At 66.8% G+C, this 15,361-nt stretch carries 14 protein-coding genes; 6 read left to right on the top strand and 8 right to left on the bottom strand.

The features are described 5' to 3' along the window. Window positions 1–246: 246 nt before the first annotated feature. From ACH82I_RS04720 to ACH82I_RS04700, 5 genes are all read left to right on the top strand, one after another. Window positions 247–1,137: a dihydrodipicolinate synthase family protein gene (locus tag ACH82I_RS04720; protein ID WP_413335850.1), complete on the top strand. Its 891-nt coding sequence runs from the start codon at window positions 247–249 to the stop codon at window positions 1,135–1,137. A 1-nt stretch (window position 1,138) separates the two neighbouring features. After that, complete coding sequence (locus ACH82I_RS04715) at window positions 1,139–2,632, top strand: aldehyde dehydrogenase family protein (protein ID WP_413335848.1); 1,494 nt, start codon at window positions 1,139–1,141, stop codon at window positions 2,630–2,632. Between the two features lie 174 nt (window positions 2,633–2,806). After that, the gene (locus tag ACH82I_RS04710; protein WP_413335846.1) at window positions 2,807–3,694 is read left to right on the top strand and encodes a LysR family transcriptional regulator; all 888 of its coding nucleotides are present in this window, start codon (window positions 2,807–2,809) and stop codon (window positions 3,692–3,694) included. A gap of 7 nt (window positions 3,695–3,701) precedes the next feature. Beyond that, the gene (locus ACH82I_RS04705; protein WP_230743479.1) at window positions 3,702–4,049 is read left to right on the top strand and encodes a hypothetical protein; all 348 of its coding nucleotides are present in this window, start codon (window positions 3,702–3,704) and stop codon (window positions 4,047–4,049) included. A gap of 8 nt (window positions 4,050–4,057) precedes the next feature. Then, on the top strand, window positions 4,058–5,641 hold the full coding sequence (locus ACH82I_RS04700; protein ID WP_230743480.1) for a molybdopterin-dependent oxidoreductase: 1,584 nt from the start codon (window positions 4,058–4,060) through the stop codon (window positions 5,639–5,641). A 38-nt stretch (window positions 5,642–5,679) separates the two neighbouring features. Here the strand turns inward: ACH82I_RS04700 and ACH82I_RS04695 are convergent, their stop codons facing one another. After that, complete coding sequence (locus ACH82I_RS04695; protein WP_230743481.1) at window positions 5,680–6,096, bottom strand: VOC family protein; 417 nt, start codon at window positions 6,094–6,096, stop codon at window positions 5,680–5,682. An 18-nt stretch (window positions 6,097–6,114) separates the two neighbouring features. On the opposite strand from ACH82I_RS04695, the gene ACH82I_RS04690 reads away from it, so the two are divergent. Next, window positions 6,115–7,002: a helix-turn-helix domain-containing protein gene (locus ACH82I_RS04690; RefSeq protein WP_230743483.1), complete on the top strand. Its 888-nt coding sequence runs from the start codon at window positions 6,115–6,117 to the stop codon at window positions 7,000–7,002. An 88-nt stretch (window positions 7,003–7,090) separates the two neighbouring features. Here the strand turns inward: ACH82I_RS04690 and iadA are convergent, their stop codons facing one another. From iadA to ACH82I_RS04655, 7 genes are all read right to left on the bottom strand, one after another. Continuing rightward, entirely contained in the window at window positions 7,091–8,242 is a 1,152-nt protein-coding gene (gene iadA / locus ACH82I_RS04685; protein WP_413335842.1) for a beta-aspartyl-peptidase, read from the bottom strand. Between the two features lie 31 nt (window positions 8,243–8,273). Further along, a complete protein-coding gene (locus ACH82I_RS04680) occupies window positions 8,274–9,116 on the bottom strand; it encodes an ABC transporter ATP-binding protein (protein WP_230743485.1) in 843 nt (280 codons plus the stop codon). Beyond that, the gene (locus ACH82I_RS04675) at window positions 9,113–9,904 is read right to left on the bottom strand and encodes an ABC transporter ATP-binding protein (protein ID WP_230743486.1); all 792 of its coding nucleotides are present in this window, start codon (window positions 9,902–9,904) and stop codon (window positions 9,113–9,115) included. Before ACH82I_RS04675 ends, ACH82I_RS04680 begins: the two co-directional genes overlap by 4 nt. Further along, complete coding sequence (locus tag ACH82I_RS04670) at window positions 9,901–10,866, bottom strand: ABC transporter permease (protein ID WP_230743487.1); 966 nt, start codon at window positions 10,864–10,866, stop codon at window positions 9,901–9,903. The genes ACH82I_RS04675 and ACH82I_RS04670 overlap by 4 nt, the downstream gene beginning before the upstream one ends. Further along, on the bottom strand, window positions 10,863–11,984 hold the full coding sequence (locus ACH82I_RS04665; RefSeq protein ID WP_230743488.1) for an ABC transporter permease: 1,122 nt from the start codon (window positions 11,982–11,984) through the stop codon (window positions 10,863–10,865). Before ACH82I_RS04665 ends, ACH82I_RS04670 begins: the two co-directional genes overlap by 4 nt. Before the next feature lie 2 nt (window positions 11,985–11,986). After that, window positions 11,987–13,558, bottom strand: a complete 1,572-nt coding sequence (locus ACH82I_RS04660) for an ABC transporter substrate-binding protein (RefSeq protein ID WP_413335838.1) — start codon at window positions 13,556–13,558, stop codon at window positions 11,987–11,989. A 160-nt stretch (window positions 13,559–13,718) separates the two neighbouring features. Beyond that, window positions 13,719–15,320, bottom strand: a complete 1,602-nt coding sequence (locus tag ACH82I_RS04655) for a malate:quinone oxidoreductase (RefSeq protein ID WP_413335836.1) — start codon at window positions 15,318–15,320, stop codon at window positions 13,719–13,721. Window positions 15,321–15,361 lie beyond the last annotated feature (41 nt).

Below are 15,361 nucleotides of genomic sequence, written 5' to 3'. Positions count from 1 at the left end.
CCACGTCCTCAGGGCGGATTCCCCTTCGGGAGTCCGCCCTGCGGCGTTTCCGGGGAGACAGCGTGTGCAGAACTCCGAGGAGACAGCGTGTGCAGAACTCCGGAGGGATCGTGTGCAGAACTCCAGATCGCTGTGGAGAATCGGCTATTGCCTGTGATCACAGGCTTGCCTAGGGTCGGAGCAACGAGGTTGCCCGCCGTCACCGAGGCTCGGCTGCCTCGAAACTGAGAGCGAAAGGACCATTCGATGACGAATCCGATGCGCGGCGTCTTCGCCGTACCGACCACCCCCTTCGACGAGGACGGAGAACAGCACCTCGACCGACTCGCCGCCCGGGTCGACGAAGTCCTGGGCACCGGCGTCGAAGGCATCCTCTGCCTCGGCGCCACCGGTGAGGCCCTGGCACTCAGCGACGCCGAACGGGAGGCCCAGATCCGGGCGATCGTCGACGCAGCCGGAGGCCGCGCCAACATCGTCGTCGGCTGCATGGCCTACACGCCCGCGCAGATGAGCGAACACATCGCGAACGCGCAGGCGTGGGGCGCCGATGCCGCCATGATCACTCCGCCCTTCTACGGCGGCCTCGAACCCGACTCCGCGACCGCCGCCCTGCACCAGGTGATGACGAACTCGCCGCTGCCGGTGATGGTCTACAACAACCAGCATTCGACCGGCACCGATCTGCTCCCGGAGCACCTGGCCACCCTCGCCGACACCGGGGCCCTCTGGAGCGTCAAGGAGACCTCCGGGGCGGCCACCCGAATCCGCGAGCTGCGCCGCGAACTCGGCACCGAGGTGGAGGTCTTCGTCGGGGCCGACGGAATCGCCCTCGAAGGCTTCAGCCAGGGAGCCAGCGGCTGGGTGGCCGCCTCGGCGTGGCTGCTGCCCCAGCAGTGCCAGACACTGTGGGCACACGCCCGGGACGGACGCTGGGCGGAGGCGATCGAGCTGTGGAACGGTCTGTCCGACGCGCTCGCGCAGATCGAGGACAACCCTGCGTTCATCTCTCTGATCAAACAGTCGCTCAGCCGCCGCGGCATCGACCAGGGGCCGGTGCGCCCACCTCTGCCCACCGCCGATGCCGAATCGCTCGAGGGCCTGCTGGCAACGATCACCGCGCTCGAGGAGGGACTCTGACATGGCTGACTCAGACACCGGCCGACAGGCACTTTCCACCATCATCGACAACAACCTCGGCGTCTTCACCGACGGTCGAGCGACCACCGGGCAGGGCCCGGCACTCGACCTCATCGCCCCGGCGAACGGCGAGCTCATCGGCACGATCAACGAAGCCTCCGAAGACCAGCTCGACGCCGCGGTCGCCTCCGCCCGCCGGACCTTCCGGGAAGCATCCTGGGCCGAGGACGGAGATCAGCGGGTGCAGGTGCTCCGCCGCCTCGCCGACCTCGTCATCGACAATGCCGAACAGATCGCCTACCTCGACGGAATCGAGGCCGGCAAGGTGTTCGCCGGCAGCGTGGCCGAAGACGTCGAGGACGTCGCCGCCAACCTGCGCTACTGTGCCGATCTCATCTCCCGCGATGACGGCCGGCACCTGCAGGGTCCGGACGGCTGGGGCTGGGTGCGTTCGGTGCCGATCGGCATCGTCGGTGCCATCCTGCCCTGGAACTACCCGATCGCGATGCTCGGCTGGAAGGTCGCACCGGCGCTGGCGGCCGGAAACGCGATGATCATCAAACCCTCCGAGGATTCCACGCTCAGTGCCCTCCACTTCGCCGGACTGGCCAAGGAGGCCGGAGTCCCGGACGGACTCTTCCACGTGCTCATCGGCACCGGGGCGAACATCGGGGCCGTCATGGGACTGCACCCGGACATCGACGTGCTCACCTTCACCGGATCCGGGCCCGTGGGACGCTCCTTCCTCGAGTCCTCCGCACGGTCGAACCTCAAGAAGGTCTCCCTCGAACTCGGCGGACGTGCGGCCTATATCGTCGATGCTGAGTTCGCCTCCGACTTCGACGCCATCGCCGCCGACATCGCTGGAGCCGCCTTCGGCACGAGCGGACAGAACTGTACCGCCGCCTCCCGGGTGATTGTCGTGGGTGACGATGACGCCCGGTTCGACGAGTTCCGGACCGCTCTGATCTCCGCCGCCGAGGCGGTCACCGTCGGCGATCCATTCGCCGACGGCACCGACATCGGCCCGGTCATCAACGTCAAGGCCCGCGACAGGATCACCGCCTGGGTCGACGAAGCCGTGGGCAAGGGCGCGCGGATCCTCAACACCCGCGCCGAGGTGCCCACCGCGGGCACCTGGTATCCGCCGACGGTCATCGAGGGCGTGCCCGATGACAGCGAACTCGGTCGCGGCGAGATCTTCGGACCGCTCACCCAGCTGCTGCGCCGGTCGACTCGCGCCGAGGCGGTGGCCGCGATCAACGACGAACCCTTCGGACTGGCCTCGAGCGTGTGGTGCGAGGATCTGGGGACCGCGAAATGGTGGGCCGATCGCATCCGCGTCGGCACCCTCGCGATCAACGGCTACAGCGAAGGCACCGCGGCGACCCCGTTCGGCGGACATCGCCAATCCGGATTCTGGGGACGGGACAACGGCCCCGAGGCGCTCGACACCTACCAGGAGACGATGACGGTGTGGATCGCCCCGAACTGAGCCGGATCCCGCCCGGACCGACCCCGCCGGCGACTGACTGAACCGGAACCCGCCCGAACCGGGACCGCCCGGAGCGGGCCCGCCGTCGATCGACTGAACCGGTCACCGCGGGACCTGGCAGCCGCCTCGGCGGGGTAGAGTCGAAGACCGAACCCGAGACGAGGAGGAGCCGACATGGGAGTCGACGCGGAAGACGTGCGGTACTTCCACGTCCTCGCCCAGGCCGGCACCCTCGTCCGGGCCGGGGAGGAACTCGGGGTCGATCACACAACGGTGAGCCGGCGCGTCCAACGACTCGAACACGCCCTGGACCAGCGACTATTCACCCGCACCCGCAGCGGGTGGGCGATCAATTCCAATGGGGAGAGGCTGCTGCCTGCGGCTCGGATGGTGGCGCTGGGCAGCGACGCTTTCTCCACCGGGGATCCGACCCGGCTGGGACCCGAGGAATGGACGATCCTCAGCCCCGACGGGTTCGCCGCCAGCGTGCTCACTCCGGCGAGCGCCCAGCTGTTGGCCACCGAGGCCGTCGCCCTCCACATCCTCTCGGCACCTTCCCTGGCCTCCCGCGAGGGCAATGCCTTCGACGTCGCCATCGTGCGCTCGCAGCCGTCCTCGTCGACGGTGCGGGCACGCCGGCTCGCCGACTACGAGATCGGGGTCTTCGCGCACAGAGACTATCTGCACAGACATCGGCCGATCACCGAGCCGGCAGACCTCGACGGACATGTGCTCGCCTGGTACGCCGATGATCCCATCGCCGGAGTCCCCGAATTCGAGGCGCTGCGCCCACAGCTGCCCACTGAGATCCGACTGCAGTCGAACAACCTCAACGTCCATGAGCAGGCGGCCCTGTCCGGAGTGGGCCTGGCGATCATGCCGACCTACACAGCGGCCCGCCACGAATCGCTCGTGCGCGTGCTGCCCGAGGCCATCGGCTTCCGCGGCCACTACTGGGCGGTCGTGCCCACTACCCAGCTGCGCGAGCGGACCACGCAGCGCGTGCTCGACTTCCTCACCGCCGCAGTCGCAGCCGCCGGTCTCGAACGAACGGAACTATGATGGCCCCATGACTGAGACCGCGGACATCGAGACCGAGATCCGGCGTCTGCGTGTGCGCATCATCGGACTGACCACCGTCCAGCTCGCCGAGGCGGGGGAGAATTCCCCCGTCGCTGACTCAGGTGAGCGGCTGAGCAGAAGAGCGACCATCGCCGAGGCGCTCGCCGAGTTCTCCGCGATCGGCTCCGAGGGCCGGCCGGTTCCCGAGCTGAACGACGAGAGTCTGCCGGACCAGGTCGTCGTCCTCCTTAGCCACGGTATGCGCACTGCTTCCGAGCTGACCGAGCCCGATCGTGAGGAGATGCTCGCCGCACTCCTCGACGCCGCCGTGCGTCTGCGCCGGGCACTGGCCTGAGGCCCGCGATGAGCGCACACCGACTGCCGATCTTCATCCTCGCAGGCGCCGTCGCCACCCTCATCTACTTCGGCGCGGCCGAGTTCATCGCCGCTGCCGTGGCGGTCACTTCGGCGCCGCTGCTCATCCTCGGTCGGGCCGTCATCCCGCTGACCCCGACAGCTCTGATCAAGGTCGCGATCGCGCTGTTCGGCACCCACGACAAGTTGGCCCTCGTCATCACCATTGCCGTGGTGGGCACGATCCTCGGCGGCCTCATCGGGTGGATCGGTCTGCGCCGGCGCGGGCTCTCACTCGTCCTACTCATCGGCTTAGGGATCCTGCCGCTGGTGCTCACCCTGGGCACGGGCGGAGGGGTCATCGACATGCTCCCGACGCTCGGGGGAGTGGTGCTGGGAACTGCGGGCTTCCTCGGGCTCATCCGCCTCGGCGACCGGGGGACGGCGGTCTCGGAAGGGACGTCGGTTTCGGAGGGGGAGCAGGTGGAGGAGCCTTCGGCCCCGGACGGGGCGCCGGACCGGCGGACCTTCTTCGGTGTGGCCGGCGGGCTCGGTGCCCTCGGCATCGCCGCGATCGCCGCCGGACAGTCGACGGCGGTCCTGGCCAGGAGTGCGGCAGGCACGGTGACGAAGCTGCTGCTGCCACGGCCGGCCACCTCGGCACCGGAGATTCCTGCCGGTGCCGATCTCGACATCGACGGACTCGCCCCCATCGTCACCGCCAGGGATGACTTCTACCGCATCGACACCGCACTCATCCCGCCGGCCGTGTCCGCGCAGACATGGTCGCTGCGCATCCACGGGATGGTCGAGGAAGAGGTCACGATCACCATGGATGAGCTGCTGGCCCTGCCTCTCGAAGAGCACTACTTGACCCTCACCTGCGTCTCGAACGAGGTCGGCGGAGACCTGGTCGGCAACGCGAAGTGGCTGGGCTATCCGGTGCGCGAGCTGCTGGCCCGGGCCCGACCGCAGGCCGGAGCCGATATGGTCCTCTCGACCTCCGATGACGGGTTCACCGCTTCGACCCCGCTCGAGGCGCTCACCGATGACCGGGATGCGCTGCTTGCGGTGGGGATGAACGGTGATCCGCTGCCGCGCGAGCACGGATTCCCCGCCCGCCTCGTCGTCCCCGGACTCTACGGATTCGTCTCGGCGACGAAATGGGTGACCGAGCTCGAGGTCACCCGGTTCGCCGACAAGCAGGCCTACTGGACGACACGAGGCTGGTCTACGCACGGGCCGATCCTCGTCGCCTCCCGTGTGGATGTGCCGCGCGCCGGTGCCCGCGTCGAATCGCGCGACGGCGGCGGCATCGTCACCGCGGGCATGGCCTGGGCACAGCACACCGGGATCGCCGAGGTGCAGGTGCGCTTCGATTCCGGTGACTGGCACACCGCCGAACTGAGCGAGGAGCTCACCGTCGACACCTGGCGGCAGTGGCGATTCGTCGCCGACGATCTCGACAAGGGCACCCACACGGTGACCGTGCGCGCTACGGATGCCGACGGCAATGTGCAGATCTCGCAGCACCGTCCGCCGATCCCCGGCAGCGCCACAGGCCTGCACGACCGTCAGTTCACGGTGGTGTGAGCGCGAGAAGTCTGTGAACCGCCAGGTGGGTGCTGTCCTCAGCCCCAGTTCTTCGCATCTGAGATGCAGAAGGGGTGCCCGGCGGGATCGAGGAGCACGACCCAGGTCTCACCCGGCTGTGGTTCGGCCCGAGCGGCACCGAGTTCCACACAGCGAGCGGCCGCGGCTTCGACGTCATCGGCGGCGAGGTCGAGGTGGAACTGCTTGTGCCCGTCGTCGGGCCAGTTCGGCTTCTTGAAATCGGGAATCGTGCCGATGCCCAGCGCGTGGCTGGGTCCGGCGAGCATCGCATAGTTCTCGTCGGAATGGACCAGCGGCCACCCCAGAACCTCGGCATAGAAGCGTCCGAGCTCTGCCGCATCGGGAGCATCGAGGGTGACCATGGCCAGTTTCGCGACCGGCGCCGACTCGGAAGCGGGAGCGACGGGGGCGTCTTTCATCTCTGTGTCAGTCATGTCTGCCATTCTGGTCCCATGGACGATGTCGTCGATAGGAAAAACCCGCCACTCGTGACCCGCGCCCCCGATCACTTCTACGGTCGCGTGCTCAGACCGGGGGAACTGCTCGACCACGCCCGCTATTCGACGGTGCGGGTGGTCCCTGAGACGCTGCGGCCCTTCGTCAAACGCTTCTGGGCGGTCGACTGGGACCTGGAGCCCGGCGAGAAGTATCAGACGGCCACGGTCTCCGAACCGACGATCAACCTCACCTTCGAATACGGCGACATCCGCCGAGCGTCGACGACCGGCCCCGGAGCCTGGATCACCGGACCCATCACCCTGCACCGCTTCGACGTGGGAATCTATGGTCGCGGCGGGGTGTTCGGCGTGAACTTCCACCTCGGCGCGACCCTCGCGTTCTCGGACCAAGCTCCGTCCGATCTCCGAGAGAAGACCGCGTCCGGCAGCACATGGTTCCCGCAGATCGAGGATGACCTCGACCTCGCCGAGGTGCTCGTCGGTCCCAGCCCACCCGACGTGTCCCATCTCGCCGAGGCGGTCGAAGCGTGGCTGCTCTCGCGCCGTCCGCAGGTCACCGACAGTTACGCCCGCTTCCGCCGAGTCCTCGAGGTGCTCGAGGACCCCGCGGTGATCAGTCTCGGCGAGCTCTCGAGTCGGGTCGAGATGAGCGAGCGCTCACTGCAGCGGATGTTCGACCGTTACTGCGGAGTGGGGGTGAAGAAGCTGCTCACCCGGGCCCGCGTGATCGACGCCGTCTCCGCCCTCGACCGCGGGTGGGACGGCACGTTCGCGGAGCTGGGAGCCGGCCTCGGCTGGTTCGATCAGTCGCACTTCAACTCCGATTTCCTCCGCATCACCGGGTACCGGCCGGGGGAGTATGTGCAGCAGATCAGGCGGTAGCCGGACGCCAGGTGTGCGGCGGCCCGGTACGTGGCGGCTCGGCCCGGTGCGCGGCGGCCAGGTGTGTGGCGGCCCGGTCGCGGCCCGCTCAGTCGAACGTGCCCGTGACCAGCAGCTGTCCGTCCCTGATGGTCTGTCGGCCCAGGGCAAAGGCATGCCGGATCGAATGGTCGGCATCGAGGAGCAGCAGATCGGCGTCATGACCGGGCGCGATCCGACCCTTGCGGGAGAGTCTGAGGGCATCGGCGGTATTGGCGGTGACGAGGGCGAGCGCCTGGGACACGTCCAGCTCGAGGGAGTCGGTGCAGGCCCAGACCTGTTCGAACAGAGTCGACTGGTTCGCCACCGCCAATTCGACGAGCCGCCCCCGGTCATCGAACTTCGGCAGGCTGCCGTTGGCGTCGGAGGACAGCGTCAGCTGGTTCAGGTCGCCGCCGAGTTCGCGGTACCTTTTCACCGATTCCACGGTCGAGGCTCCGGCCGTCATGTCGACGAACGCCCCTTTTGCCGCCAGGTCCACGGCGTCGGCGAGGAGCTCATCGTCTCGGGTGATGTGGGTGGCATAGACGGCCGGAGGCGCGATCGGATACTCATCGAGGAGTCGGTGCAGCGGGGCGAGCCGACTCGCATGCGATCCGACGTGGAAGTGGGTGACTCCGGCCTTGCCGCTGAGCAGCCCGCCGACATGACATTGGCTGACGATGTCGGCCAGCGCCTCGATCGTCGGTTGGAAGGAGCGGCGTTCGGAGACCGCGATCTCCCCGGCGCCGATGACCTTGTCGATGAGCACGATGTCATCGACGACCGAACCGGTGATCGTCCGTGCCGGAAGCTGGTAGCTGCCGGTGTAGACGAAGGTGGTGATCCCCTCCTCTTCGAGGCCGCGGGCCTTGGCGATGAGGTTCCCGTGGGAGCGGGTGACGGAGTCGGTGCCGAGGCAGCCGACCACGGTGGTCACTCCGGCACCGATGATGTCGGTGATGGTGATCTCGGGAGTCCGCGACGCATATCCGCCTTCACCACCGCCGCCGGTGATGTGGACATGCGGATCGATGAGACCGGGGGCGGCGGTGAGTCCCGAGGCGTCGATGATCTGAGTTCCCGGCACCTTCTCGAGCGCCTCCACGGCTTCTGCGGTGAGCTCGCCGAGGTGGGAGATCCGATGGCCCTCGACGAGGATGTCCTGCCGTCCCATCCGTTCGGGAGCATAGGTCTCCGCCCCGCGGATCACCGTGACCATCGGACCTCCTCGTTGCGTTCGCGGCTGAGCCTCAGCCGGGGATGATTCCCTTGCCGTCGACGCGGGGGATTGCCGCGAGCAGTTTTTGTGTGTACTTGTGTTGCGGATCGTTCCAGATCTGCTCGGTCGACCCTACCTCGACGATGCGTCCGGCCTCCATCACGGCCACCCTGTCGGCGATGTCGCGGACGACTGAGAGGTCGTGGCTGATGAAGATCATCGAGGCCCCGGAGTCGATGGCCAGATCCCGCATCATCCGAGCGATCCTCGCCTGCAGGAACGCATCGAGGGAGGCAATCGGCTCATCCCCGACGAGCGCCTTCGGCCCGGCGGCCAGCGCCCTTGCGATCGCGATCCGCTGGCGTTGGCCGCCGGAGAAGGAATGGGAGTATCGCTGGGCGGAGTCGAGCGGCAGATCGACCGCCTCGAGCAGGGATTCGACGGTCCACGTTCCACCCGGGTCGAGTGCGAGGGCATCGCTGAGCTGGTCGCGGATGCGCCGGCGCGGGTTGAGTGAGGCGTACGGGTTCTGGAACACCATCTGGATGCCGAGGAGGTGCTTCGGGCGTCTGCCCAAGCCCAACGGCTTCACCGGGTGCGCATCGAAGGTGATGGCACCGCCCGCGGGCTTCTCAAGTCCGCAGATGAGTTTGGCCAGCGTGGACTTCCCGCAGCCCGATTCCCCGACGAGACCGAGCACTTCGGAACGACCGAGGTGGAGGGAGACGCCGTCGACGGCGCGAAAGCGTCCGCCGCCGCCGAGCTTGTATTCGCAGGAGACATCGTCCAACTCGAGCAGGTGGTGTGTCTGCGCCGGAGGGCTGTCATGGTTCGGGTTCCGGTCCAGGGTTCCCGGCTCCGATGTGCTCGTCATTGTGAGACCTCCGCTCCGGGCAGGGATTCGATGAGGGAGCGGGTGTACTCGTGCTGCGGGGCGGTGATGACCGCCTCCCGGTCTCCGGCTTCGACGACGACTCCCTCCTTCATCACGACGATCGTGTCCGCGACCGAGGACAGGACGCCGAAGTCGTGGGTGACGAGCAGGACCGCGAGTTCGAGGTCGTCGCAGAGTTCACGCAGCAGCCGCAGAATCCCCGCCTGCACGGTGACATCCAAGGCGGTGGTGGGCTCGTCGGCGATGAGCACCTTCGGATCGCAGATGATCGCCGAGGCGAACGCGATCCTCTGCAGCTGCCCGCCCGAAAACTGGTGCGGGTACTTGCCCACAGCCTCGGTGGGGTGGGGCACCTTCGTGCGTTCGAGGATGTGCACGGCCCGTTCGCGGGCTTCCCTCTTCGAGACCTTCTGATGGTGTCTGAGGTGGTCGGTGATCTGGTCGCCGACGGTGAGCATGGGATGGAATGCCGAGGCGGGATCCTGGAAGACCATGGACAGCTGCACTCCGCGCAGTCGGTTGTGCGCCTTGGCCGGCATGTTGACGAGTTCGACGCCGTCGAAGTCGATGCTTCCGCTCAGCTGGGCACCGGCAGGGGAGAGGCCCATGACGGCCAGTCCGGTCTGGGTCTTGCCTGATCCGGAGGCTCCGGCGACACCGGTGATACGGCCGGCCTCGAGGTCGAAGGAGACGTCCTTGAGGATGTGCTTGGTGGTCTTGCCCGTGGTCACGGACAGGTTGAGGTCTCTGATGCTGATGACGCTCATGAGGTGGTCTCACCCACTTCCTGTGCGGTGTGCGGGTCGAGGGTGTCGCGGAGGCTGTCGCCGATGAAGTTGAAGGCCATGACGATCGTGAGGATGCACAGGCCGGGGAAGAAGGCGATCCACCAGGCGGCGAACTGGGAGACTCCCTCACTGATCATCGCTCCCCAGTCCGGAGTCGGTGGGACGACGCCCAGAGACAGGAAGGACAGACCCGCCATGGTCAGGATCGCCGATCCGACATCGAGGGTGGCGAGCACGACGACGGGGGAAACGACGTTCGGGGCGATCTCGCGGGTGAGTGACTTTCCGGCGCTGAATCCGAGGAGCCTGCCGGCGATGACGTATTCGCTGTTGCGGGCCGTCATCACCAACGACCGGGTGACACGTGCATACGAGGGCCAGGAGACGAGCAGGATCGCGATGATCGCGTTCTTCAGACCCGGTCCGAGGGCGGCGGCGATGACCATGGCGAGGATGATCGTCGGGAACGCGAAGACGAGGTCGGCGATGCGCATGATGATCTCGTCCACGGCTTTGCCGAAGTAGCCGGCGATCGCACCGAGGACCGAACCGAGAACGGCCGAGCAGATGACGACGAATACGGCCGCCGGCAGCGTGGTGCGAGCGGAGACGATGATGCGGGAGAACACGTCTCGGCCGAGGGTGTCGGTGCCGAGGATGTTCTCACCCCCGGGCGGTGCCAGCCGGGAAAAGCTCTGGGCGAGCGGATCGAAGGGGGCGATGAGCGGGGCGAAGATCGCCAGGAGCAGCCAGACGGCGAGGATGACCGCACCGACGAATCCCAAAGGGGTGCGCAGGGACTTCGGGAACCGGATCGTCCACCGTCTGACCCCGGGGTCGACGGGATTGCCCGGATTTCCGGGGCTTCCGGGATTGCCGGGAACCGCCTCGGCGCCGGGGTTCGTGTTCGTCGGCGGCTGTTTGGGTGTGCCGATGCTCATCGCACCCTCACTCTCGGATCCACGAAGCCGTAGATCAGGTCGACGATGAAATTGACGAGGATGTAGACGATGCCGATGACGAGGCCGACGCCCATGATGACGGGCAGGTCGAGTGTCGTGGCGCCGCGGAACGCGTATTGGCCGATGCCGTTCCAGGCGAACACGGTCTCCGTGAGCACCGCCCCGGAGAGCAGGGACCCGAAGGCGAGGCCGACGACGGTGATGATGGGGACCAGGGCGCCGCGGAAGATGTACTTGAAGACGACGGTGCCGGTGGGCAGCCCCTTGGCTTTGGCCGCGGTGACGTAGTCGAGCCTGATGACGTCGAGGACGCTGGATCGGCTGAACCGGGTGAGCAGGCCGATGGTGAACAGGGCGAGCACACAGGAGGGCAGGACGAGGTGGCCGAGCGCGTTGGTGAACGTGGCCATCTGCCCGGAGAGCAGGGCGTCGACGGTGTAGAGTCCGGTGACCTTCGGCGGGGGAGTGATCCACGGGTCGAGGCGTCCGGCGCCGGGGACGACGCGGAGTTTGAAGAAGAAGACGAAGTAGCCGACGGTGGCGATCCAGAACGTCGGCGCGGAGATGCCGATGAGGCTGAGGGTGCGGATCGCGTGGTCGAGGATCGTGTTCTGCTTGAGTGCGCTGAGGAGTCCGAGGAGGAGGCCGAGGATGACGGAGATGAGGATCGCTCCGATGCCGAGTTCGATCGAGGCGGGGAAGACCTGCCCGATCGAGTCGAGCACGGGTGTGCGCGTCTGATTCGAGACACCCAGATCACCCTGGAGCAGATTGCCCAGGTAGGTGAAGTACTGGACGATGAGCGGCTGGTCGAGGCCGAGCCGCTCCCGGGTCTGGGCGACGATCTCCGGGTCCGCGGCGGCCCTGTCGCCGAGGATCGCGGCGACCGGGTCGGTGGGGACGAGGTTCGTGAGCAGGAACGTCACGATGGTCACGCCCCAGATCAGGAGGATCGAGATTCCGATCCGCACGAGGACGTATCGCAGCAGCGGGTGGATCTTCGGGGGTCTGATCCGCTGCGCGGCGTCACCGGCGGAGGCACCCGGACCGGGCACCGCCTCGGCGAGGGTCGACCCTTCGTTCGCGGCTTCCGCCATCCTCACTCGGCCTGAGCGAAGTCGAACGAGGTGTCGGCGTTGGAGACGTACTTCTTCACGCTGTTGCCGACGACGATGGTGTCGACGGGCTGTACCAGCGGAATCCACACACCGGTGTCGGAGAGTGACTTGTACATCTTCGCGTAGGCATCGCCGCGCTTGTCCTCATCGGCCTTCTCGGCAGCCTCGGCGAGCTTCGTGATCTCCGGTGAGGCGTCCTTGTCCCAGTTGACGCGGTCGGCGACGCTGCCGCCGGGGACGAAGACGTTGTAGTTCGACGGATCCGGGAAGTCCGCGCCCCAGGTGCCGATGCCCATGGGCTGCTCGCCGGCACGGAAGCCGTCGAGCTGAGTGGCGCTCGGTGCGGGTTTGAGGGCGAGGTTGATGCCAGCCTCCTTGAGCTGAGCCTGCAGCGTCTCGGCCAGCTGGGCGAGGTCGACGCCGTTGACGGACTGGTCGCTCGAGTAGTGGAAGGGGATCTCCTCGCCGTCGTAGCCGGACTTCTCAAGGAGTTCCTTGGTCTTGTCGAGATCGCGTTCGGGTGCCTGATCCTTCGGCACGGCGCCGTTGAACTCATTCGGTACGAGACCGGCCATGCGCTGGGCTCCGTCTCCGGAGAGTTCGAGGATCTTCTCGTAGTCGATGGCCGAGGTCACGGCCATGCGGAAGTCCTCATTGGTCGTGATGTCGCTGACCTTGTCGTCCATATTGTTGAAGATGTAGAGGCTGCGGGTCGAGGGCAGCGAGGCCTTCTGCGCCATGCTGTCATCGATCGAGTTCGCCTGGTCGGAGTTGAGGTCGTAGGCGACCTGGGCCTGCCCGGACTGGATGTCGGTCAGCTGCGTTTCGGCCGAGACGTTGCGCAGGACGATGCGCTTGTACTTCGGCGCCGGACCGTTGTAGTTCTCGTTGGCGGTGAGCACGACCTGACTGTCCGGGTCGTAGGTGCCGATCTGGTACGGTCCCGAGCCCTGTGAGTTCTCGTTGAGGAACTGCTCCGCTTCGTCCTTCTCATCGGTCGTGCCCTTGTTCTCTTTGACGACCTTGGAGTTGACGATGCCGATCGAGGAGTTGGGGAGGATATAGGGCAGTGCCGGGTTGGGCTTCTCGCTCTTGAGTTCGATCGTCTCGTCGTCGACCTTCTTCACGTCGACCCCGTCGAGGAAGAAGGAGGGATTGCCCTTGAGTCCCTGGAGGCGCTCGAAGGAGAAGACGATGTCATCGACGGTGACGGGATCGCCGTTGGAGAACTTCGCGTCCTTCTGCTTGAGCTTGAGCGTCATCGTCTTGTCGTCATCGGACATCTCGAAGGAGCAGAGACCATCAGTGGGCTTCGTGAGGTCGCCGTCTTCGAATTCGAGGGCGGTCTGATAGACGGCGTTGTCGATCGTCGACCCGGTGAACTCGAACTGCCGATGGGGATCGATGGTCGTGAGGCTGAACGCGGTCTCGGCGACGAGGGTGTCTCCGGCTCCACCGGCCTGATCGTCGTCGCCTCCGCTGCAGGCGGCCAACCCCAGCGTCAGGGCCAAGGTGGAACAGATCGCGACAGTCGCTCGAGCCAGACGCCTCATGATGTGATCTCCATAACAGTAGGTGTTGTCAGTCACATTAGAGATGTTTGGCTATCTGTGCAATTCAAGTTGCCACAACGCTGAGGACGCTCGGCTGTGCGATTCCTCCAATGGAGTCACAGGTCAGAGGCGGTGAACTGGGGTGAGACGAACAATCCGCTCACAGTCTGGGGCGGGCTCCCGTCGACGAAGTGTCCGCGCTCGCCGCCTGGAGCCCGAGGGCCGGATCGGTGGCCGCGAATGAGCCCGCGACCGCCTCGGCGTCCCAGGTGCTGCGCTCCATATCGGGGATCGCGCGTTCCATGGTCGCCTGCCAGTCGCGGTGCCACTGTCCCGGGAACGATCGCCGGAGCAGATCGAGCATGATCGGCACGGCCGTCGAGGCGCCGGGGGAGGCCCCGAGCAGTCCCGTCATCGACCCGTCGGCGGAGACGATGAGTTCGGTGCCCTGTTGGATCACGCCGATCCGCTTCGGATCGGGGATGACCAGCTGTGCCCGCTGACCGGCGGGGACGAGCTGCCATTCGTTGAAGCGGGCGCGGGGGAAGTATCGGCGCAGACTCGCGAACTTCTTCCGCGGACTCGCGGCGAGCTCTCCGATGAGGAAGCGCACGAGATCGAGGTTCTGCAGGCCCGCGGCGGCGATGACGTGGAGGTTGTCCCGGCGCAGGGTGGTGAAGAAATCGGTGAGCCTGCCATGTTTGAGCAGCTTCGTGGAGAACGTGGCGAAAGGGCCGAAGAGCAGATGCTCCTGCCCGTCGATGACACGTCGGTCGAGATGAGGCACCGACATCGGGGGAGCCCCGACGGCGGCCTGACCGTAGACCTTGGCTTCGTGGCGGCCGACGACGGCGGGGGTCGAGGAGCGGTAGAAGGCCGCGCCGACGGGGAGGACCGCATAGCCCCTGACCTCGGGAATGCCGGCCTTCTGCAGGAGTCTCAGCGCAAAGCCGCCGGCGCCGACGAACACGGTCTTCGCCCGGATCGAGAATCGCCCGCGCGGGGCCGACCCGGTGATCGTCCAGCCGGCGTCGTTCGAGCGCAGGCCGGTGACCCGGTGTTCGAGGTGCAGTGCGTTCCCCGCCGAGGTGTCGGCTGCGGTGCTGGTTGGGCCGCCGGTCGGGGCGCCGGCTGAACTGTCGGCAGGAATGCGGGCGTAATCCCCTGTGATGATCCTCGTCAGCGCCCGGGTCAGGGCACCGAAGTCGACGTCGGTCCCGCGGGGATGGCGGGCGGCGGCGATCGGCTCTCCGTCGTCGGCCCGACCCTCCATCGTCAGCGGTGCCCAGCCGGAGATGACCTCGCGGTCCTCCGTGTACTCCATGCCGGAAAACAGCGGATCACGGCGCAGGGTCTCCACCCGATGCCGCAGATAGGCGACGTCGTCGGCGCCGAAGACGAAGTTCATGTGCGAGGTGGAGTGGATGAAGTCCGCGGGGTCGAGCAGACCGCGCTCGGCCAGGTGTGCCCACCATTGGCGGCTGAGGTGGAACTGGCCGGCGATCGCTGCGGGCTTCGTGCCATCGGCGGGGTCGGCCATGTAGTTGAGTTCGCAGAATCCCGAGTGTCCGGTGCCCGCGTTGTTCCAGGGATCGCTGCTCTCTCCGCCGATCTGTTCGGCGGCTTCGAGCATGACGATGCGCAGATCGGGGTCAAGGAGGGTGAGCATCGATCCGAGTGTGGCCGACATGATCCCGCCGCCGATGAGGACGACGTCGGCCTCAGGGATCGGGGTCATCTGTGCTGCGGTGTGAGTGTCCATGGCTTCACGATGCCTCCGGCTGATTCATCCGTCTAATGAAG

It is taken from the genome of Brevibacterium sp. GP-SGM9 (genome assembly GCF_047300845.1).
Classification (GTDB): Bacteria; Actinomycetota; Actinomycetes; order Actinomycetales; family Brevibacteriaceae; genus Brevibacterium.
The sequence above is the reverse complement of the archived record's forward strand: the minus strand, read 5'-3'. Positions and strand labels throughout refer to the sequence as shown.

Coding starts and splice junctions, on each gene's coding strand:
- ACH82I_RS04695 (WP_230743481.1), bottom strand. CDS start 6,096: ATGACTGACACAGAGATGAAAGACGCCCCCGTCGCTCCCGCTTCCGAG.
- ACH82I_RS04665 (WP_230743488.1), bottom strand. CDS start 11,984: ATGGCGGAAGCCGCGAACGAAGGGTCGACCCTCGCCGAGGCGGTGCCC.
- iadA (WP_413335842.1), bottom strand. CDS start 8,242: ATGGTCACGGTGATCCGCGGGGCGGAGACCTATGCTCCCGAACGGATG.
- ACH82I_RS04680 (WP_230743485.1), bottom strand. CDS start 9,116: ATGACGAGCACATCGGAGCCGGGAACCCTGGACCGGAACCCGAACCAT.
- ACH82I_RS04675 (WP_230743486.1), bottom strand. CDS start 9,904: ATGAGCGTCATCAGCATCAGAGACCTCAACCTGTCCGTGACCACGGGC.
- ACH82I_RS04715 (WP_413335848.1), top strand. CDS start 1,139: ATGGCTGACTCAGACACCGGCCGACAGGCACTTTCCACCATCATCGAC.
- ACH82I_RS04670 (WP_230743487.1), bottom strand. CDS start 10,866: ATGAGCATCGGCACACCCAAACAGCCGCCGACGAACACGAACCCCGGC.
- ACH82I_RS04660 (WP_413335838.1), bottom strand. CDS start 13,558: ATGAGGCGTCTGGCTCGAGCGACTGTCGCGATCTGTTCCACCTTGGCC.
- ACH82I_RS04720 (WP_413335850.1), top strand. CDS start 247: ATGACGAATCCGATGCGCGGCGTCTTCGCCGTACCGACCACCCCCTTC.
- ACH82I_RS04700 (WP_230743480.1), top strand. CDS start 4,058: ATGAGCGCACACCGACTGCCGATCTTCATCCTCGCAGGCGCCGTCGCC.
- ACH82I_RS04705 (WP_230743479.1), top strand. CDS start 3,702: ATGACTGAGACCGCGGACATCGAGACCGAGATCCGGCGTCTGCGTGTG.
- ACH82I_RS04690 (WP_230743483.1), top strand. CDS start 6,115: ATGGACGATGTCGTCGATAGGAAAAACCCGCCACTCGTGACCCGCGCC.
- ACH82I_RS04710 (WP_413335846.1), top strand. CDS start 2,807: ATGGGAGTCGACGCGGAAGACGTGCGGTACTTCCACGTCCTCGCCCAG.
- ACH82I_RS04655 (WP_413335836.1), bottom strand. CDS start 15,320: ATGGACACTCACACCGCAGCACAGATGACCCCGATCCCTGAGGCCGAC.